Source organism: Cobetia sp. 5-25-4-2, assembly GCF_013374075.1.
GTDB lineage: Bacteria > Pseudomonadota > Gammaproteobacteria > Pseudomonadales > Halomonadaceae > Cobetia > Cobetia marina.
On record NZ_BLWK01000002.1, the window covers coordinates 44,130 to 62,498 of the forward strand.

Here is an 18,369-nt window from a genome sequence, read left to right on the forward strand (position 1 = left end):
CAACCCGCCCACGATGGCGGGTTTTTTTTACCCAGACACTAAAGATGTACTATTGGTACTTGACTAAAGCTGAACTAATGGTACATATTTATTCTGCATCGACACGGCACACCGCCATCGTCACCGAGTGGATTGGAGCAGCCCATGACAGACACAGCCCGCAAGCATCGCTCAGCCATCACCCTCGCTGTCATCGTCGGTGGCTTGGTCACGCTCGCCAGCCTCACTCAGCAAAACGATGGCACCCGCCAACTATCCGCCAGCGAAGCCGAATACTGCGAAATGACTGCCATGTGGCAAGAAGATGCCAAGGCCGGTTTCATCGAATCTCAGCGCCGCGGCTGGCCGGACTTCCACGGCAATGCCGCCAGCCTTTGCTCCCCTCAGATTACGCATGGTCAGCAGCTCGCCAGTCGCTGATCAGACCTCGCCCCACGGCCAGCAGGTGGTGCCAGTGGGATTGCGAGCATAACCACCCGCAGGTAAGGCGCCGGTTCCTCCCTTGCGCTAGCGGCCTTACCCCCGACACCTGGGCAAGTGGTGTGACAGCTGGAGAGACAGCGCTTATCAGAGGGCACCGGTGCAACCGATATCGCCTGATGAGCCCCGAACCTCCGGGCAATGCGGCTGCTCTTTAACAATTAGGCATGCCCAGCCCGCCCGTAGCGCTAGACACGCGAGAGGCCGCTGGGAGTACGCCGCCCAGGGCTGTCGAAATACTGGGAATGGTATGGGGCTTTGCCAATCGCAGAGCCCACCCGAGAGTGCAGTGGCAAGCCATCGCAAAGCGCGACCACTTCCCGATGCTCTTTCCCTGCAGTACCTGTGCTTCCCCGTCACGTCCCTGACGGGGCCTTTTGGCACTCCCCATTTTATCGTGTCTCTCGGCACACCTTGCCCACCTTAATCGGTGGGTCTTTTTGTGCTCACACGCCAGTCTCTTCTGGGGGCTGACCTGTGCGCTCAACCACTCAAGGAGGCCAGCATGGCCCGCGGCATCAACAAGGCGATCCTGATCGGCCATCTCGGCCAAGACCCAGAGGTGCGCTTCACCCCCAGCGGCTCAGCCGTGGCCAACCTCAGCATCGCCACCACTGACAAGTGGCGAGACAGGCAGACCGGCAACGTCCAGGAACGCACCGAATGGCATCGGGTGGTGCTGTTCAACAAGACCGCCGAGATCGCTCAGCAGTACCTCAAGAAAGGCGCTCAGGTGTACATCGAAGGACGCTTGCAGACGCGCAAGTGGACGGACCAGCAAGGCATCGAACGCTACAGCACCGAGATCGTCGCCAATGACATGCAGATGCTCGGCGGTTCCGGTGGCGGCCAGCCATCCCAGACACAGCGTCCGCCAGCTCAGCAGGGCTATCAGCAGCTACCCCAGCAGCAAGGCGGCTACCAGCACCCGGCGCCCGCCAGCACGCATCACGGTGTAGGTCAGCCATCTGCAGGCCAACAACAGACGAACAACTTCGGGGCTCCGCCAGCCGGCAGCTTCGATGACTTTGATGACGAGATCCCGTTCTAGGGAATGACCATGATTCACCCGCTACTCATCGCCGCCACATGCCTGGCGGCTTTCTTTTGCCTGCTCGCCGGTGGCTGGCTCGACACACTGCTCACCAAGGATGACTGACATGACCCGCGATCAACTGATGGAAAGCCTGCTGCGCCTCCCCCACCCGTGGCCACGACCCGAGACGGAATGCAGCCTCCCGACCGATAACGGCCACGGCGATCTCGAGGGTTGGATCAAGGGCCCGACCAACAACGAATGGCATTACGCATGGATAGGTGTCCATGAGCGCCGCATTGTCATTACGCGGGAACAATGGGAAGAGGCGCTGCTGGCACACGTCCAACACCTCGAGCGGCCAGTCAGCGATGCGGTCGCAATCACCTCAGCAGATGAAGTCGATCCAAGCGACTGGAATGGCGAGGGCCTGCCGCCGGTGGGTGCTGTGGTAAAGCTGGTGCTAACTACTCATGACCGGGTGAGCGAGGAAGACGTCAGACGCGACGGGAAGGCAGTCGAGGTGATTGTCCACCTCAATCGCGGGCTTGCCGTGTGTATTTGCCGCGAACTATGGGAAACGAAAGATGGCGGCTGGTGGGTGTCAGCGTTCAACGATCTTCAATTCCGCCCCATCCGCAGCGAGCGTGAGACGGCCATTGAGGACATGAAGCAGATAACCAAGGCCGCGGCTGACTCTCATAAGTGCGAGCTGCACGGGGCACTGTCAGAAGAGTACCTGTTGGGCGCGCTCTACGACGCTGGCCATCGCAAGGTGAAGCCATGAGCTTCCCCGACACCTATCAGCTACCGGACAACCACCGCCTCGCTGTGCATCTGCTCAGCAACGTGGTCTGCCCTACCCCGGTCAGCCACATCATCAAGGCGCTGCAGCAAGCAGCATGAATGTGAGGAGTCTATGCGTCAGGTATTGCAAGCATCGTGGGAGCCGCCAGCGCATGGGCCATGCCCGCAATGTGGTGGAAGTGGCACATTCCAGGGCGTCTTCCATCGTTCGCCCTGTGCTCACTGCCACGGCACCGGGTACGCGGCTGACGATGGTGAAGCACTGCCATTAGAAGACCTGATCATAATGATCAGCCGGCGTCGCGATCACTGGCGCCGCAAGTACGCATTGATGATGCAGATGCCCGGTGTGCAAGACGCGGTGGCCAATCATGCCGCCGCGCAAGAAGAGCAGGCCCTGGGCTACAGCTCGGGCCGTTATCAAGGTGACTAGACAGGAGATGACCATGACAGACATAGCCACTAACCAGCCGCTGCGCTTCCTCCGCACCCGAGAAGTCTGCGAGAAGATAGGCCGCAGCCGCTCATCACTCGAGAAGCTGCTGGTAAAAGACCCCAACTTCCCGCGCCCCATCAAAGATGGCATTGGTCGGGCATCGACCAACTACTGGTACGAGCATGAGGTTGAAGCATGGATGAGCCAATGGGCTATGCAGTTACGTCCCGCTGACGACGCTTGAACTTGTCCCGCTTGGCCTTGGTCATGCCGACTTCCAGTGCCTCAAGGTAGTCGGCATACCACTGCATCATCTTCCGCCTCTGCTCAAGGTACGAGGCCTGGTTGTACACGCCCTCCAACCCGATCGGCTTGTGCGCAAGCTGCATCTCCGTCCACTGTAACGGCCAGCCATGCTCACTCAGCAGCGTCTTGGCCGTGTGGCGGGCTCCATGCCCCGTCATCCTCTCCTTATACCCTGCATTCGAGAAGCAGCGATTGATCGCAGCATCCGACAGGACAGGTAGCTTTGCTCCCTCCCCAGTGAATACATACCTCGATCGTCCAGAAAGAGGACGCATCTCTTCAAGCGCTTGCAGTGCTTGACGGCAAAGTGGCACGACATGATCGCGGCGCATCTTCATCTTCTCCGCGGGGATGTGCCACGACTTGCCCTTGATCTCGCTCCATTCCATCCATCGCACCATGCCTGGCCGCGATGCCGTCCACACGACCATCCAAGCAGCCAAGCGAGTAGACCGGCGGCTAGTCGTCATACGCAGCGCACGGAGAAAGTCTGGTAGATCTTCTTCCAGTAGATGAGGACGAGGCTTGGAGACTGGTGCCGGCGCCGCAACGTCCAGCAGGTTCGAAGCTGGGTTGTTCTCGCAATAGCCGTGAGCAATGGCGAAGTCGAAGATCCGGCGCAGAAAAGCCCGGGACTTCTCGGCAATATTGAAAGCCTTGCGGGCCTCAATGCCTTTCTGAACGCGCACGCAGTCAGCCCGTGACACATCAGCAACTGCCATATCTCCCAGTGCAGGCAACGCATCATTATCGAGCCAATGCCTCATCTTGGTCAGCGTCTTGGCCGATCTCCCCTGCATCTGCTTGTGCTCGTACCACTGCTCCGCGACAACCCCAAAGGTCCGGACACCACCGCCCCCTCTAAGGTGCTCCCGGGGATCAATGCCGTCGGCTACCAGCTCGGCAATCTGGATAGCTTGAGCTCGCGCTTTCTTGGCCTTGGTGTCCGGGTAACCCCCTACTCCCATGAACGACCACTTTTGCGTGATCGGGTGTTTGTAGCGAACCTCCCAGCGCTTGCGGCCAGTTGGCGATACGACGAAGTAGAGACGGTCCAGGCCATAGGACTCGCGATACTCACGCGCTTCTGGCTCGAGGGTAGACAACACGGTGTCTGCAAGCGGTCGCCGCTTGATAGCATCACGCTTCATGTATGGTGCCCATGTATGGTGGAACCTCACCATACACCACACCATACACGGGCCTCTAGAGTGGATACATGTATAAATATACAGTATTACGGACGCAATAAAGGTAAAACAAGGAGTTACGAGAATATAAGAGGAAGGTAAAGCAGGGTAAAAGAGGGACTTGGCGCCCCCTGCAGGAGTCGAACCTGCGACCTGCCCCTTAGGAGGGGGCCGCTCTATCCAGCTGAGCTAAGGGGGCGTAGCGCTGCGCAGTATAAGCCATTGAAGTGGCAAGATAAACCCGTTCGGCCCGCGCGTGCCGCCCTCCTCACGCCAGGCAAGAGCATCATCGGCCTCATGCGCCGAGCACTCCGGCTTCGATCTCATCGAGCACGTCCTTCATGGGACGGGGGCGCCCCAACAGATAGCCCTGGACACGCTGACAGCCCAGCTGACGCAGCACCTCGAACTGCTCGGAGGTCTCCACTCCCTCGGCCACCACTTCCAGCGACAGGGCGCGCGCCATCACCAGCATCGCACGCACGATCTCGTTGGCATGGCAGACTTCCTGTCCGGGAGTCTCGCCAGCTGCAGGCGCTGCCAGCCCGTCGTCATCGATGAGACGCAGATCCTTGATGAAGCTGCGGTCGATCTTCAGTTCACTGAGCGGCATGCGGCGCAGGCGTGCAAGATTGGAATAGCCGATCCCGAAATCGTCGATGGAGAACGTCAGCCCCAGCGCCGCCAGCTGGTCGACCTTCTCCAGCATGTCGGCCTCATCTTCCGCCGCCAGGCTCTCGGTGATCTCCATGCGCAACATGTCCGGCGCGAAGGCATGGCGCTTGAGCAGGGCTGCGACCTGCGGCACGAATTCCGCGCTGCGAAACTGTACCTGACTGACATTCACCGCGATCGGCAGCTGATGTCCGCGTGTCGCCATGTCTTCCAACACCGCACAGGCTTGCCCCAGCACCCAATGGCCCAGCTCGACGATCAGCCCTGATTCTTCCGCGATCGGGATGAAGGTCGCGGGCGAGACATTCCCCAGCAGCGGGTCATTCCAGCGCAGCAACGCCTCAAGACCACAGAGCCTGGGCAGCTGATGCTCAAGCGAGGCATCCGACTGCAGGGAGAATTGCGGTTGAAGATGGACTTCAAGATGCTGACGGGAAAGCGCACTGCGCAGGGATTGCTCCATCTGGGTGGCGGCGATGATGCGATTGCGCATGTCCGGTGAGAAGAAGCACATGCGTGCACGTCCGGCCCCCTTGCTCTCATAGAGCGCGATATCTGCCTCGTGCAGCAGATGACCCCAATCGTCTCCCTCGTCTTCTGCCGCCCCGGAAAGCGTCTGATACCCCTCGTCCGCCTCATCCGGACGCGGATACAGCGTGATGCCCAGTGAGCCGGACAGCTGATGCGCACGCCCCTCCAGCTCAACCGGTACCCGCAGACGTGCCAGCAATCCCTCGCCGACGTGCATCGCTCGGGCCCTGGCGTCCTCCATGCCACCGAAGCGAGGTGCCAGCAGCACGATGAACTCATCCCCGCCCTGGCGCGCGAGCACATCGCCCGGCTCCAGCAACTGCTCCAGTCGGGCGGCGATCTGGATCAGGGCACGATCTCCCGCGTCATGCCCCAGCACATCGTTCAGGCGCTTGAAATGATCCAGATCCAGGAACATCAACGCCCCGACGCGCGCTTCTTCCAGAGCGAGGTCCGCGAAGGCTCTGAGCTTGCGACGCAACAGCCGACGATTGGGCAGGCCCGTCAATGCATCATGCAGCGCCTGATAGGTGAGCTGCTCATCACGCCGATGGCGTTCGATCGCCAATCGAGCCACGTTGACGGCGACCTTCAGCAAGCCGAGATGGCTATCGTTGAAGACATCGCCGGACGTGGCATAGAAGGCGAAACTTCCTAGCGGATTGCCTGCATCATCGAGGATGGGCATGGAGAGACAGGCATCCAGTCCCAGCGCGTGGGGATGATGACGGAAGCCCTCCCAGGCGGGGTCCTCGCCGATGGCGGGGGTCAGCACCTGCTCACGCCGCCACATCGCCGTACCACAGGTGCCCACCCCCTCCCCGATACGCAGGCCGGAGGTGAACTGCATGAAGCTGGGAGGCAGGCTCGGCGCCTTCCCTCCGATGATTCGTGTACCTGCCTCATCCAGAAGCAGCAGCGAGGAACGCACGCGAGTCGCGACGGCCTCGATGGCCTGACACAGGTCCAGCAGGGTCTTGTCCAGCGGCTGGCCAGCCGTGACGGACTCAAGCAATCTGAGCTGGGAATGGCTGAGCTCCAGCGCCAGATGCGCCTGGGTCACATCGGTATGCACGCCGAGATAACCGGTCAGGGTGCCGTCGGCGGCCATGAGCGGTATGCAGCGCAGACGAAGGCGCAGCGGTCGTCCATTCGCATCATGATGGAGCAGCTCCTCGTCACTGGGCTCACCCAGCTCGAACTGCTGATGCATTCTGGCGATCACCGTCCTGTCGGAATCCTCACTCGTCAGAAATTCACTGAGCACCTGACCGGCCAGGTCTTCTGCCCGGTATCCCGTCAGCTCCTCGAAGGCCGGATTGACCCACTGCACACGCCCTTGAAGGTCGTATCCACACACTCCATTGGAAGTATGCTGCAACAGCTGATGCAAGCAATTGCTGCCTTCCAGGCCGTCAACCGAAGCAGCGGAGGTGGCCGCGGCGGAGGACGCTGATGGATTCATGGACATGTCGTTTCAATCTCCCTGCCGATGCTGCCTGAAGGTTCATGGCTTCTGGCACAGTCAGCATGTCTGTCGCACTCGATCTTTCCTTCCTGAAGTGCCGGGCGCCTTGGCACCGACTCTCCTCTCATCCTGCTGGTCAAGTGTCACTTGTCCTTGAGTATAAGTAACCCTCAATCTGCGTTGAATGAAGGCGAAATCTCACGAATCCTCTGCCTCGAGCGCGAGGCAGGCACTGCCATGTCGAGCCTTCGCGACAGGATGGTCTTCTCTGGCGTGGTGGGATCCGAGAGCGCGCGAGACCCTCCCGCGCAATGCTCGAAGGACAGCACAACGTGATGACACAGCCGGACAGATGCGACCGAACGAAAACAGACGAACGAAAACAGACGAACGAAAACAGACGAACGAAAACAGACGAACGAAAACAGCCACGCCCCGACCAGAGGTCGAGGCGTGGCTGTGTCACTACCCGAGGGGAGAGGCGAGCTGGCTACCCCTGAGCGAACCCTCAGTGGCGCGCCGTCTTCAGCGCATCCGCCAGTTCACGGGTCAAGGCATGTACCGCTTGGGTGCCCTGCTCCGGTGTCTCGGCATTGGCCTGCAGATCGATCAGGGCCGAGCCGACCACGACTCCGTCGGCGAAACGACCGATACGCGCCGCCTGCTCTGCGGTACGGATACCGAAACCGACCGCGACGGGAATCTCGGTGTGCTCCCGGATACGGCCTACTTCGGCCTCGACCTTCTCTGCCGTCGGTGCAGCGCCACCGGTCACGCCATTGCTGGAGACGTAGTAGAGGAAGCCTGAGGTATTGGCCAACACGCCCGGCAGGCGCGCGCTGTCAGTCGTCGGTGTCGCGAGGCGAATGAAGCTGATACCGGCGGCATTGGCCGGCTCACACAGCTCATCGTCGTGCTCCGGCGGCAGGTCGACCACGATCAGGCCATCGACACCGGCCTGGCTTGCCTGCTCGAGGAAGGTGGCCACACCGCGACGATAGATCGGGTTGTAGTAACCCATCAGCACGATGGGCGTGTCCTGATCCTGCTTGCGGAATTCCGTGACCATCGCCAGGGTACGGTCCATCGTCTGGCCGGCCTTCAGGGCACGCTGGGTGGCATGCTGGATCGCCAGACCATCGGCCATCGGGTCGGTGAACGGCATGCCCAGCTCGATGACATCGGCACCGGCCTCGGCCATGCCGAGGAAGGTCGCGAGGCTGGCATCATAGCCGGGGTCACCCGCGGTGATGTAGGTCACCAGCGCTGCGCGATTCTCGCTGCGTACGGCAGCGAAACGGCGGTCAAGACGGCTGCTGGAAGTGGTGTCAGTAGCGGAAGTGCTCATCAATAGACTCCGAATTTGCTGACCTGCAGGCAGCGATTCACCTGCAGGCGAAGAAGACATGGGGCGGATGGACCCGGTCAGCGTCTGACCTCTCCATCGCCGGGCATTGCGCGACAGGCGCGGCGTTACTCGCCGTCAGGATTCAGGCCCAGCTCGTCCGCCAGATGATGGGTAACGGTGGCCATGTCCTTGTCACCGCGGCCGCTCAGATTGACCACCATCAGATGGTCCTTCGGCAGGCCCGGTGCACGCTTGATGACTTCCGCCAGCGCGTGGGAAGACTCCAGCGCCGGAATGATGCCTTCCAGGCGACACAGCATCTTGAAGGCGTCCAGTGCTTCCTGGTCGGTCGCGGCGACATACTCGGCACGCTTGATGTCGTGCAACCAGGCGTGTTCCGGGCCGATACCCGGATAGTCGAGCCCTGCGGAGATGGAGTGCGCATCACCGATCTGCCCCTCGTCATCCTGCAGCAGGAAGGTGCGGTTACCGTGCAGCACGCCCGGCAGGCCCCCCTTGAGACTGGCGGCGTGGCGCGGCGTGTCCAGACCTTCACCGGCAGCCTCGACCCCGATGATCTCGACGCTTTGCTCGTCCAGGAACGGATGGAACAACCCCATGGCGTTGGACCCCCCGCCGATGCAGGCGACCAGCGAGTCCGGCAGACGGCCTTCCTTCTCCTGCAGCTGGACGCGGGTTTCCTGACCGATGATGGACTGGAAGTCACGCACCAGCTGCGGATACGGATGTGGGCCCGCGACAGTACCGATGATGTAGAAGGTATCGTCGACGTTGGTGACCCAGTCACGCAGCGCCTCGTTCATGGCATCCTTCAACGTGCCATCACCGGCAGTGACCGGGATCACCTTGGCGCCCAGCAACTGCATGCGCTGAACGTTGGGCTGCTGACGGTGAATGTCGGTGGAGCCCATGTAGATCACGCAGTCCAGACCGAAACGCGCCGCCACGGTGGCCGTCGCCACGCCGTGCATGCCGGCACCGGTCTCGGCGATGATGCGCTGCTTGCCCATGCGGCGTGCCAGCAGCACCTGGCCCAGCGCATTGTTGATCTTGTGAGCGCCGGTGTGCATCAGATCTTCCCGCTTGAGATAGACCTTGGCACCTCCGAGATGCTCGGTCAGACGCTCGGCGTAATACAGCGGGCTCTGACGCCCGACATAATCCGCGGAGAGACCGGCCAGTTCCTCGGCGAAGGCCGGGGCCTGCTTGGCGGCTTCATACTCGCGCTGCAGGTGCAGAATCAGCGGCATCAGCGTCTCGGCGACGAATCGGCCGCCGAAGTCACCAAAGAAGCCCTTGGCATCCGGGCCTTGACGCAGGGTAGCAGTCGACTGGCTCATGCAAATCTCCTCGAAGTCATGTCAGTGACGGGGCACGCTGGTGCGGCGTCTGCATTCTTGGCCTGCGTGGTGCACCCGACAGTATGCTGACCATCCTAGCGCTCGGCACGCGGGATGAAAAACGATATATTCGCCAAGATGTGTGAGTTTATCTCACAGGACACTCAGCAGGAGACATCCGATGGCCCGCCTGACTCCGCCCGATTCATCCTCTCCCGCCTCTCTGGAGGCATTGCCCTCGCTGAATGCCTTGCGCGCCTTCGATGTGGCGGCTCGCTTCGAGAGCGCGTCGCGTGCCGCCGAGGCGCTGCACGTGACCCACGGCGCCGTCAGTCGTCAGATTCGCCAGCTTGAGGAAACGCTGGGGACACAGCTGTTCGACCGTGCTGGCCGCGGGCTGAAGCTGACGCCGGCGGGTCATGAGCTGGCGGCTGCCACACGCCATCACTTGAGCGGCCTGGCACGGGTCTGTGCGGACCTTTCCCGCAGTGATGCCCGCGCGCCCTTCGTGCTCAGCTGCCCGGGCTCCTTCCTCGCCCGCTGGTTCATTCCGCGGCTGGGTGCCCTCAAGGCAGCCCTTCCGGAGCTAGAACTGCATCTGACTGCCAGTGACGACAACGAAAGCCTGCGCTCTGGCGTGGATGGCGTGCTGCGCTTTCAGACTCCCCCCTTCACCCAGGCTGAGCATCAGGAAACGCGAATTCTCGGCACGGAGCGCATCGGCCCGGTGCTGCGTCCGGACACTGACTGGCTGGGCGAGACCACCGCGACTCCCGCACCACAGACTCTGCTGACCTTGCCGCTGCTGCACACCCGCTCGCGCCCGCAGGCATGGCCGGACTGGTGCTCACGCCAGGGCCTGTCCAGCGATCAACTGCACTACGCGCAAGGCTTCGAGCACCTCAACTATCTGCTGGAAGCGACGCTGGTGGGATTGGGCGTGGGCATCACGCCGGATTATCTGGTCGAGGAGGACCTGCGCAGCAGACGCCTGATCGCGCCGTGGGGCTTTGTCGAGACACGCGCCTGCCTGACGCTGACGCTGCCCGAGAGCGGTCGCACACGGGCACGACACCCTCATGCAAAAGCCCTCGCCGACTGGCTGGCACGGGAGCTGAATACTCCGCCCGTCACCTCTCGCAACCCATGACAGGCACCTGCGCCACGCCGCCCTGCGGGCAGGCGCAGGAAACAAGAAGACCGGCACCCTTTCAGGTACCGGTCTCAGTTCAGCCGCTTGGCTCAGGCAGTCAGCCCAGAGCGCGGATCAGGCAAAGACGATGGTCTTGTTGCCATGGATCAGCACGCGGTCTTCCAGGTGCCAGCGCAGGCCACGCGACAGTACCTTCTGCTCCACGTCACGCCCGATGCGCACCAGGTCTTCCGCAGTGTGGCAATGGGTGACTCGATGGATGTCCTGCTCGATGATGGGGCCGGCATCCAGCTCCTCGGTCACGTAGTGACAGGTAGCGCCGATCAGCTTCACGCCGCGGCCGAAGGCCTGATGGTACGGCTTGGCACCGATGAAGGACGGCAGGAAGCTGTGGTGGATGTTGATTAGGCGGCCGGCATAGCGCTCGCAGAGGCTCGGCGGGATGATCTGCATGTAACGCGCCAGCACGATGCTGTCGGCCTCGGCCTCTTCCACCAGTCGTTCGACCTCGGCAAATGCCGGCGCCTTGTCATTCTTGTCCACCGGCACATGGTGGAACGGAATGCCGTGCCATTCGACCAGTGAGCGCATGTCTTCGTGATTGGAGATGACACAGGGGATATCGCATTCCAGATCCCCCGACTGCCAGCGGTGCAACAGGTCCACCAGGCAATGGGAATCCTTGGACACCATCAGCACGACACGCTTGCGAGCGGCCGTGTCATGCACCCGCCACTCCATCCCGAACTCTTCCCCGATCGGCGCGAAGCGCTTGCTGAGTTCAGCGGCGCTGAGGCCGATGGACTCGGGGTTGATCTCATAGCGCATGAAGAATCGACCCGCACCCAGATCGGAATGCTGATTGGCTTCGGTGATCCAACCGCCTTGCTCGGCGATGAAGGTAGAGACTCGGGCAACAATTCCCACCTGATCAGGGCAGGACACCACCAGGCGATAGGCGTGTGACATCGTATGTTCAACCATTGTGAAAGCGGGGAATGATATTCAGCCGGTAACGACTACCGACACGCTCGGGAGTCCGGCCATCGACGCCATGGCTCCCGGCAAAAGGTGCGCCATTGTAGCCGATCACACGCGACGAAGCAGCGCCCTTCAACGAGAGTGAATGAATTGTCAATTCGACCTCGGTTTCGCCCCTCGGGGTGGCCGGCGAGAAGTGCCGTCATTTGTGGCGCTTTGCGGGATTCCCGTATAGTTGAGTGACATTTTACTGATGGCATGACATCCATGTTGAAACCCCGCGTTCAAGTCCGTCAGAGACAACGTCCACCGCTGCATCTTCTGCCGCTGGGCGGCTGTGGCGAGATCGGCATGAATCTGACGCTATATGGTTACCAGGATCACTGGATCGCCGTGGATTGCGGCATGATGATTCGCCAGGATCTTCCTGAAGGCCCCTTGCAGGTACCCGACACCGAATCGCTGGCAAGCCTGGGCATCTGCCCGGAGATGCTGGTGATTACCCATGGTCACGAAGACCATATCGGCGCCGTTGCCTGGCTGTGGCCGAAATGGCGCTGTCCTATCATCGCCACACCACTGGCCGCGGGCCTGCTGCGGGCCAAGTTCGCGGAACGCGAACTCGAGACGTCCAGCCTGCAGATCATCGAGGTCGATGAAGGCTTCGAGTCCGGGCCCTTCGCCTTGCGCCTGCTGCCGTTGACCCACTCGATACCCGAGAGCTGCTCGCTGCTGATCGTCACGCCGGAATATCGCGTGATGCACACCGGTGACTGGAAGCTGGACCCGGAGCCGCTGATCGGTGAGCCCACTGACCCGGAGCGCTATCAGGCGTTGGCACCGGTCGATCTCGTGGTCGGCGACTCCACCAATGCCCCTCTGCCCGGCCACTCACGCAGTGAGGGCGAGGTGGCGCGTGCACTGGAGAAGACGCTGGCCGGCTGCCGTGGGCGGGTCGTGGTGACCTGCTTCGCGAGCAACCTGGCGCGCATCCTGGCACTGGGTCGTGCGGCGGCTCGCAATGGCCGTCGGGTCACGCTGCTGGGCCGCTCGATGGAACGCATGGTGCGGGTGGCGCGCGGACTGGGCTATCTGGAAGATTTCCCGCCGCTGGTGCCGGTAAAGGACCTGGGCTATCTGCCGCCGGAAGAGGTGATGGTGATCGCGACCGGCAGCCAGGGCGAGCCACGCGCGGCACTCTCACGCCTGGCCAACTCGCGCCACCCTGATTTCGAGCTGGCGGCGGGCGACACGGTCATCTTCTCCTCCAAGGCCATTCCCGGCAATGAACTGGCGATCGGCAAGCTGCACAATGCCCTGACTCGCCTGGGCGTCGGCATCATGGAAGAGAAGCAGTTCCCGGATCTGCATGCCTCAGGCCATCCCGCCCAAGAGGAGCTGCGCACCTTCTACGGCTGGCTGAAACCCACGCGGTTGCTGCCGGTGCACGGCGAATACCGTCACCAGCTGGCGCACACCCAGGTAGCACAGTCCCTGGGCATCGAGGCACCGCTGATTCCCGTCAATGGTGACGTGATTCGTCTCGATGCTCAGGGGCTGTCCGTGGAAAAGCGTCTGACGTTGCAGGAGCGGATCATCGAGCACGACAAGGTGCGGCCACTTGACTCGATGGACCGTCGTGCACGAGCGCGTCTCGGACGCCATGGCAGCGTATCGCTCGCCTTGCCCCTGACGCTGCAGGAAGCCGGTTGGGTGCGTATCGGCCGCCTGATGCTGGACGTCAGTGGTACGGCCAGACTGGATGAAGACAGCTTCGCCGAGTGGCTCGATGACACCCTGGCCGGACTCGAGACCACCGACATCGACACCGTGAAACAGCAATTGAACAGCAGAATCAATCGCTGGCTACGCAATCATCTGCGTCACGAGCCGGTGCTCTTTCTGCATGTGATGACCATGGGTGACAGCTGAAGACGCCATGACAGGCAAGCCTGTCAGGCTACTGCGATTCCCTCGGCCTTTCACCTGCCTTGAAGCATGAAAAAGCCCGATCGGAAAAATACCGATCGGGCTTTTTCATGCCTGAATGCACGCTGGAACATCCATCAGCAGAGATGTCCCACTCTACCGTCATGACCGCCAGTGCGATCCACCTCATCCACTGGGGCCCCGTGCCGGGCAACGCTTACTGTGCTGACTTGTTCTTCGGCGGACGACCGCGACGCTTCGGCTGGTCACTGACCAGATCATCGACGGAAAGACCCGCTTCGATCATCGCATCACGAATCTCGGCAAGCTTGCGCTCCTTGGCGATTTCTTCTTCGCGACGCTGTTCATCTTCCTCGGCTTTCTGCTCAATGACTTCATTGATGACTTCAGAAAGCTTGTGCAGTTGTTCCATGGACAACTGACGTGCCGCTGCACGTGCGACATTCTTGTTGCGAGCGATCTTTTCCAGGGATTCTGCGGTCATCTTGCTACCTCCACCATGCGGGCGAAACTGGAATCCAATGAGGGACACGATAGTTGATTGGATGTTGCAGCAAAGTATAAGCCTTAATTGAAAGCTGACAAGCCTTGTCAAAAGCAAGGCAGTGTTGCCACAGCACCGCCCAACAAGAACCCTGCTCGAAGGCAGGGTTCTGGTGAAGGTTCATCGTGTTGTCGAGTGGATATCCCAAGCCAGCCAAGAGATTCAGATGGCGATTTCGTCAGCCACCGGTCATGTTCATGAAGCGGACGATCTGGACATCACCATCGGTCGTGAAGTGGTGACGCTCCGGCTTGAGATGCATCGCCTCGATGATGGCCGCCTTGAGAGGTTCGATATTGCCGGGGTCGCGGCGCATGATGGCACGCAGATCCAGCGAGTGCTCATTGCCCAGACATAGCAGCAGACGCCCTTCTACCGTCACTCGAACACGATTGCAGGTCGAGCAGAAGTTGTGACTGTGCGGCGAGATGAAGCCTACGCGCGTTTCACTGTCTGCCATGCGGAAATACCGGGCCGGTCCCAGACTGTCTTCCAGCGTCGGTATGAGCGCGTGATGCTCCTCTATCCGCGCCTGCACTTCATCGCTGGAACAGAACGTCTCCTCACGTCCGTGATCGGACACCTGCCCAAGCGGCATTTCCTCGATGAAGCTGATATCCAGCCCTTCCTGGCGCGCGAAGTCGACCAGAGAAACGACCTCATGATCATTGCGCCCCTTGAGCACGACAGCATTGAGCTTGATGCGAAAGCCTTCTGCCCGTGCGGCCCGAATACCAGCGATCACCTTGTCGAGATCCCCCGTACGCGTCAGGGCCTTGAAGCGCTCAGAATCCAGAGAATCAAGACTGATGTTGAGGCGCTGCATGCCGGCGGCCTTGAGACGAGCGGCATGCTTGACCAGGCCCGCCCCATTGGTGGTCATGGAGAAATCCTTCAGCCCGTCAAGCGCGCCGATATCTTCCACCAGAGTACCGATATCGCGTCTGACCAATGGCTCACCACCGGTCAGGCGAATCTTTTCGACCCCAAGCTCCACGAAGGCGCGTGCCAGCAGGGCGATTTCCTCGAGACTCAATACCTCGTCCCGCGGTAGAAATGTCATCTCCTCGCTCATGCAATAGACACAGCGAAAGTCACAGCGATCCGTCACGGAGAGACGCACATAGCGAATGCGACGCCCGAAATCATCGACCAGGGTTTCCATCAACCATCTCCCAGGGTCTGAGGTGTCACAGGAGTCAGGGAATCCTGCTTGGCAGAGTGTGTCCGAGCGCCTTCTGCCGAAGAGTGCCAGCGCTCCAGAGCATCGCGGTCACTGGAGCGCTCCTGCACCCAGTAATCGCCAGAGGCGGTATGCTCCTTTTTCCAGAAAGGCGCACGCGACTTGAGGTTGTCCATCAGAAAGTCACAACCGGCAAAGGCGGCCTGACGATGCGCGCTCGCCACCAGCACCAGCACGATATTGTCCATGGGCGCCAGGCGCCCGATGCGATGGATGATACGCGCCCCTGTCAGCGCGAAACGTTCCTGCGCTTCCACCAGCAACGCCTGCAAGCTGCGTTCCGTCATGCCGGGATAATGCTCCAGTGTCAGTGCCTGGACATCGGGGCGTTCATTGAAATCACGCACCAGCCCGGTAAAGGTCACCACCGCACCGATATCCCCCCGAGCATGGGTCAGGGCCGCCTGCTCGGCGCGAATATCGAAATCCGCTGACTGGATGCTGACCGAAAAGGCCCGATCGGCAGTCGCAAGGGGTGTCGTCATCTCAGCCTCCCGTGACGGGCGGGAAGAAAGCGACTTCATCACCGGCCTTCAGAGGATGATCATCACGCACCATGTCCTGGTTCACGGCGCACAGCACGCGCGAATCATTGAGCGCTTCCAGCTGCGGATCACGCAGTGCCAGGGTGCGCTTGAGCCCACCGACCGTGGCATCGGCCAGGGTGGCAGGGTTGAGCGAGAGTGACTCAAGGTCGAGACGCTCACGCAGCTCGGCCAGAAACAGGATGCGCAGATTGCCGTTCACCGCCGTGACAGGCGACACGTCCTCGGATGCGACTGCCAGGGCAGCCGGCACTCCCGTCGGGGCTGGCGCCTCCTCCTGCATGGCCTCACGCTGCCAGTCACCGCTCTTGCCACCCGTCTTGGTTTCCAGCTGGATGTCGCCGATCACGATGCCCTTGTCCACCGCCTTGCACATGTCATACAGGGTCAGTGCTGCCACGGAGGCAGCCGTCAGCGCTTCCATCTCGACACCTGTGCGGCCGTTGAGGCGACAGAACACCTGTATCTCGACACAGCTGTTCACTTCATCCAGCGTGAAATCGACCGTGACCTTGGAGAGCATCAAGGCATGGCAGAGCGGGATCAGCTCATGGGTGCGCTTGGCTGCCTGGATGCCGGCGATACGCGCCGTGGCCAGCACATCTCCCTTGGGCAGGCCGCCCTCCGCCAACAAGGCCAGCGTGGCAGGCAGCATGCTGACCCGCGCACTGGCACGGGCCTCGCGCCGGGTTTCCTGCTTGTCCGCGACATCGACCATATGGGCTTCGCCGCGGGCGTTGAGATGGGTAAGGCTCATTAGCTGTCTCGTATCCGTATCAGGTCCGCCGGGGGTGGCGGTTACCTCTGTAAGCATGGGCGGTCGTCACGACAGCCCGGTAGATCCTGTTTCGTGGTCTGTCGGCGGCCCGAGGATGTCGGACGACGCGCCGAACTCCGCGTTCGATCGCTCGGCCTGGCAGGCCATCATGACAGGCCACGCGTCCCCAGCCATTGCACCATGACCGGGTCGCCGGCCTGAAGGGAGGCGCAGCCTGCCGGGATCTCGATCAGACACTGCGCGGCCAGCATCGAAGTCAGAATCCCCGATCCCTGACGGCCAGTGGTAGTCACGACCTGACGCCCCTGGTCATCGAGCGTCACCCGGCCGCGATGATAATCGACTCGTTCAGGGCGTGAGCGCAGCGTCTCGCCTGCCACCATCTGCAGACGCGGTGACTGCCAGCATGCCAGGGTCCCCGGATGGTCTGCCGGTGCCGGGCTCAGCGGCCCCAGCCCCCCCAGCATGCGCAACGCCGGCAGCACGAACTGCAGATAGGTCACCATGGTGGCGACCGGATTGCCGGGCAGACCGAAGAACGGCACCTGCCGGCCTTCCTCTGCCGCCAGTACGCCAAAGGCCAGAGGGCGCCCGGGACGCATGGCAATCCGCCACAGCGCCAGCTGGCCACAGGCCTCCAGCGCGCTGCGCACATGATCTGCCTCGCCGACCGACACGCCGCCGGAAGTGATCACCAGATCCGCCCGCGCCGCGGCATCTCGCAGGGCAATGCTCAACGCCTCGCGCTGGTCACGCAGAATGCCGAGATCCAGCACCTCGACTCCCTCGGCATGCAAGGCAGCCGTGAGGCTGAAACGGTTGGCATCATAGATGCCGCCGGCCGGCAAGGGCTCTCCCGGAGCCGTCACTTCATCACCGGTCGAGAAGATCGCCACACGCAGCGGACGATGAACGGTGAGTTCGGCCAGTCCCAGCGATGCAAGTACCCCGATGGCCGCCGGCGACAGCCATTGCCCCGCCGACATCACGTCACTGCCACGGGCGATATCCTCGCCTGCCTGACGCACATTCTGCCCTGCGCGAACGCTGCTGGCGCCGTCAATCACGACCTGCTCGGCAGTCTCGGCGCCACCCGCCTGGCTATCGGCATCAAGCATTGAATCAGGCGAGGCGTCGGGCGTGAAATAGTCGAGCTGCTCCTGCATGACCACACTGTCAGCCCCCGCCGGCAAGGCCGCACCGGTCGTGATGCGCAATGCCTCCCCCGGAGCCAGGGCGCGCCCTGCCCAGGGGTGCCCTGCCAGCGAGCTGCCGATGACTCGGAGCTGGCATCGATCCCCCTCATCCAGCGCGCCGGCAGCCAGCGACGCGTGGGCCAGCGCGATACCGTCCATCGCGGCATTTGTCTGGGCAGGCACATCCAATGGCGATATCACCGGCTCAGCCAGAACATGTCCGACGGCCTGGGCGAGTGGCACGCGCTGGGTGGGCCGTGTCGCCGCGAGCTTCGCCAGACTGCCTCCCAGCACCGCAAGCGCCTCGTCGACACTCAGCATCCGCTCACCGAATCTTGGGT

General features: G+C 61.8%; 17 protein-coding genes and 1 tRNA gene. 7 read left to right on the top strand and 11 right to left on the bottom strand.

Annotated elements, in window-relative coordinates; all coding sequences use genetic code 11:
• Positions 1-144: 144 nt before the first annotated feature.
• From HXS65_RS05045 to HXS65_RS05065, 5 genes are all read left to right on the top strand, one after another.
• Positions 145-420 (top strand): hypothetical protein, encoded by a 276-nt coding sequence (locus HXS65_RS05045; protein WP_176493376.1) that lies wholly within the window; start codon positions 145-147, stop codon positions 418-420.
• A gap of 565 nt (positions 421-985) precedes the next feature.
• Positions 986-1,531 (top strand): single-stranded DNA-binding protein, encoded by a 546-nt coding sequence (gene ssb, locus HXS65_RS05050; RefSeq protein ID WP_176493377.1) that lies wholly within the window; start codon positions 986-988, stop codon positions 1,529-1,531.
• A gap of 109 nt (positions 1,532-1,640) precedes the next feature.
• Positions 1,641-2,303 (top strand): hypothetical protein, encoded by a 663-nt coding sequence (locus HXS65_RS05055; protein WP_176493378.1) that lies wholly within the window; start codon positions 1,641-1,643, stop codon positions 2,301-2,303.
• Positions 2,300-2,422, top strand: a complete 123-nt coding sequence (locus tag HXS65_RS17550) for a hypothetical protein (RefSeq protein ID WP_255304428.1) — start codon at positions 2,300-2,302, stop codon at positions 2,420-2,422. Before HXS65_RS05055 ends, HXS65_RS17550 begins: the two co-directional genes overlap by 4 nt.
• Positions 2,423-2,769: 347 nt before the next feature.
• A complete protein-coding gene (locus tag HXS65_RS05065; RefSeq protein ID WP_176493379.1) occupies positions 2,770-3,003 on the top strand; it encodes an AlpA family transcriptional regulator in 234 nt (77 codons plus the stop codon).
• Here HXS65_RS05065 and HXS65_RS05070 read toward each other — a convergent pair.
• From HXS65_RS05070 to trpB, 5 genes are all read right to left on the bottom strand, one after another.
• A complete protein-coding gene (locus HXS65_RS05070; protein ID WP_176493380.1) occupies positions 2,972-4,216 on the bottom strand; it encodes a tyrosine-type recombinase/integrase in 1,245 nt (414 codons plus the stop codon). The genes HXS65_RS05065 and HXS65_RS05070 overlap by 32 nt on opposite strands.
• Before the next feature lie 161 nt (positions 4,217-4,377).
• Positions 4,378-4,454 (bottom strand) — tRNA-Arg (locus HXS65_RS05075).
• A gap of 96 nt (positions 4,455-4,550) precedes the next feature.
• On the bottom strand, positions 4,551-6,926 hold the full coding sequence (locus HXS65_RS05080) for an EAL domain-containing protein (RefSeq protein WP_176493381.1): 2,376 nt from the start codon (positions 6,924-6,926) through the stop codon (positions 4,551-4,553).
• Positions 6,927-7,437: 511 nt separating this feature from the next.
• Positions 7,438-8,277 (bottom strand): tryptophan synthase subunit alpha, encoded by an 840-nt coding sequence (trpA, locus tag HXS65_RS05085; RefSeq protein ID WP_084208158.1) that lies wholly within the window; start codon positions 8,275-8,277, stop codon positions 7,438-7,440.
• A gap of 125 nt (positions 8,278-8,402) precedes the next feature.
• Positions 8,403-9,638, bottom strand: coding sequence for a tryptophan synthase subunit beta (gene trpB, locus HXS65_RS05090; RefSeq protein ID WP_176493382.1), 1,236 nt, complete (start codon positions 9,636-9,638; stop codon positions 8,403-8,405).
• A 181-nt stretch (positions 9,639-9,819) separates the two neighbouring features.
• Between trpB and HXS65_RS05095 the strand changes: the two genes are divergently transcribed.
• On the top strand, positions 9,820-10,788 hold the full coding sequence (locus HXS65_RS05095) for a LysR family transcriptional regulator (RefSeq protein ID WP_176493383.1): 969 nt from the start codon (positions 9,820-9,822) through the stop codon (positions 10,786-10,788).
• A 117-nt stretch (positions 10,789-10,905) separates the two neighbouring features.
• Here the strand turns inward: HXS65_RS05095 and purU are convergent, their stop codons facing one another.
• Positions 10,906-11,760: a formyltetrahydrofolate deformylase gene (gene purU / locus HXS65_RS05100; RefSeq protein WP_077374535.1), complete on the bottom strand. Its 855-nt coding sequence runs from the start codon at positions 11,758-11,760 to the stop codon at positions 10,906-10,908.
• A gap of 363 nt (positions 11,761-12,123) precedes the next feature.
• Here purU and HXS65_RS05105 point away from each other — a divergent pair, with 363 nt between their 5' ends.
• Positions 12,124-13,704, top strand: a complete 1,581-nt coding sequence (locus HXS65_RS05105; RefSeq protein WP_084209644.1) for a ribonuclease J — start codon at positions 12,124-12,126, stop codon at positions 13,702-13,704.
• 214 nt (positions 13,705-13,918) lie between these two features.
• Here the strand turns inward: HXS65_RS05105 and HXS65_RS05110 are convergent, their stop codons facing one another.
• The 5 genes from HXS65_RS05110 to glp all read right to left on the bottom strand — a co-directional run bounded on the left by HXS65_RS05110 (position 13,919) and on the right by glp (position 18,349).
• Positions 13,919-14,206: a hypothetical protein gene (locus tag HXS65_RS05110; RefSeq protein ID WP_077374537.1), complete on the bottom strand. Its 288-nt coding sequence runs from the start codon at positions 14,204-14,206 to the stop codon at positions 13,919-13,921.
• A 238-nt stretch (positions 14,207-14,444) separates the two neighbouring features.
• On the bottom strand, positions 14,445-15,431 hold the full coding sequence (gene moaA, locus HXS65_RS05115; RefSeq protein ID WP_176493384.1) for a GTP 3',8-cyclase MoaA: 987 nt from the start codon (positions 15,429-15,431) through the stop codon (positions 14,445-14,447).
• Entirely contained in the window at positions 15,431-15,994 is a 564-nt protein-coding gene (locus HXS65_RS05120) for a molybdenum cofactor biosynthesis protein MoaE (protein WP_077374541.1), read from the bottom strand. Before HXS65_RS05120 ends, moaA begins: the two co-directional genes overlap by 1 nt.
• Before the next feature lies 1 nt (position 15,995).
• On the bottom strand, positions 15,996-16,811 hold the full coding sequence (gene moaC, locus HXS65_RS05125; protein WP_077374543.1) for a cyclic pyranopterin monophosphate synthase MoaC: 816 nt from the start codon (positions 16,809-16,811) through the stop codon (positions 15,996-15,998).
• A 167-nt stretch (positions 16,812-16,978) separates the two neighbouring features.
• Entirely contained in the window at positions 16,979-18,349 is a 1,371-nt protein-coding gene (glp, locus tag HXS65_RS05130; protein WP_255304429.1) for a gephyrin-like molybdotransferase Glp, read from the bottom strand.
• Between the last annotated feature and the right edge of the window lie 20 nt (positions 18,350-18,369).

Bases quoted from the DNA above. Each gene is read 5' to 3' on its own strand.
- HXS65_RS05045 (WP_176493376.1), top strand. From the start codon at position 145: ATGACAGACACAGCCCGCAAGCATCGCTCAGCCATCACCCTCGCTGTC.
- ssb (WP_176493377.1), top strand. From the start codon at position 986: ATGGCCCGCGGCATCAACAAGGCGATCCTGATCGGCCATCTCGGCCAA.
- HXS65_RS05055 (WP_176493378.1), top strand. From the start codon at position 1,641: ATGACCCGCGATCAACTGATGGAAAGCCTGCTGCGCCTCCCCCACCCG.
- HXS65_RS17550 (WP_255304428.1), top strand. From the start codon at position 2,300: ATGAGCTTCCCCGACACCTATCAGCTACCGGACAACCACCGCCTCGCT.
- HXS65_RS05065 (WP_176493379.1), top strand. From the start codon at position 2,770: ATGACAGACATAGCCACTAACCAGCCGCTGCGCTTCCTCCGCACCCGA.
- HXS65_RS05070 (WP_176493380.1), bottom strand. From the start codon at position 4,216: ATGAAGCGTGATGCTATCAAGCGGCGACCGCTTGCAGACACCGTGTTG.
- HXS65_RS05080 (WP_176493381.1), bottom strand. From the start codon at position 6,926: ATGAATCCATCAGCGTCCTCCGCCGCGGCCACCTCCGCTGCTTCGGTT.
- trpA (WP_084208158.1), bottom strand. From the start codon at position 8,277: ATGAGCACTTCCGCTACTGACACCACTTCCAGCAGCCGTCTTGACCGC.
- trpB (WP_176493382.1), bottom strand. From the start codon at position 9,638: ATGAGCCAGTCGACTGCTACCCTGCGTCAAGGCCCGGATGCCAAGGGC.
- HXS65_RS05095 (WP_176493383.1), top strand. From the start codon at position 9,820: ATGGCCCGCCTGACTCCGCCCGATTCATCCTCTCCCGCCTCTCTGGAG.
- purU (WP_077374535.1), bottom strand. From the start codon at position 11,760: ATGTCACACGCCTATCGCCTGGTGGTGTCCTGCCCTGATCAGGTGGGA.
- HXS65_RS05105 (WP_084209644.1), top strand. From the start codon at position 12,124: ATGAATCTGACGCTATATGGTTACCAGGATCACTGGATCGCCGTGGAT.
- HXS65_RS05110 (WP_077374537.1), bottom strand. From the start codon at position 14,206: ATGACCGCAGAATCCCTGGAAAAGATCGCTCGCAACAAGAATGTCGCA.
- moaA (WP_176493384.1), bottom strand. From the start codon at position 15,431: ATGGAAACCCTGGTCGATGATTTCGGGCGTCGCATTCGCTATGTGCGT.
- HXS65_RS05120 (WP_077374541.1), bottom strand. From the start codon at position 15,994: ATGACGACACCCCTTGCGACTGCCGATCGGGCCTTTTCGGTCAGCATC.
- moaC (WP_077374543.1), bottom strand. From the start codon at position 16,811: ATGAGCCTTACCCATCTCAACGCCCGCGGCGAAGCCCATATGGTCGAT.
- glp (WP_255304429.1), bottom strand. From the start codon at position 18,349: ATGCTGAGTGTCGACGAGGCGCTTGCGGTGCTGGGAGGCAGTCTGGCG.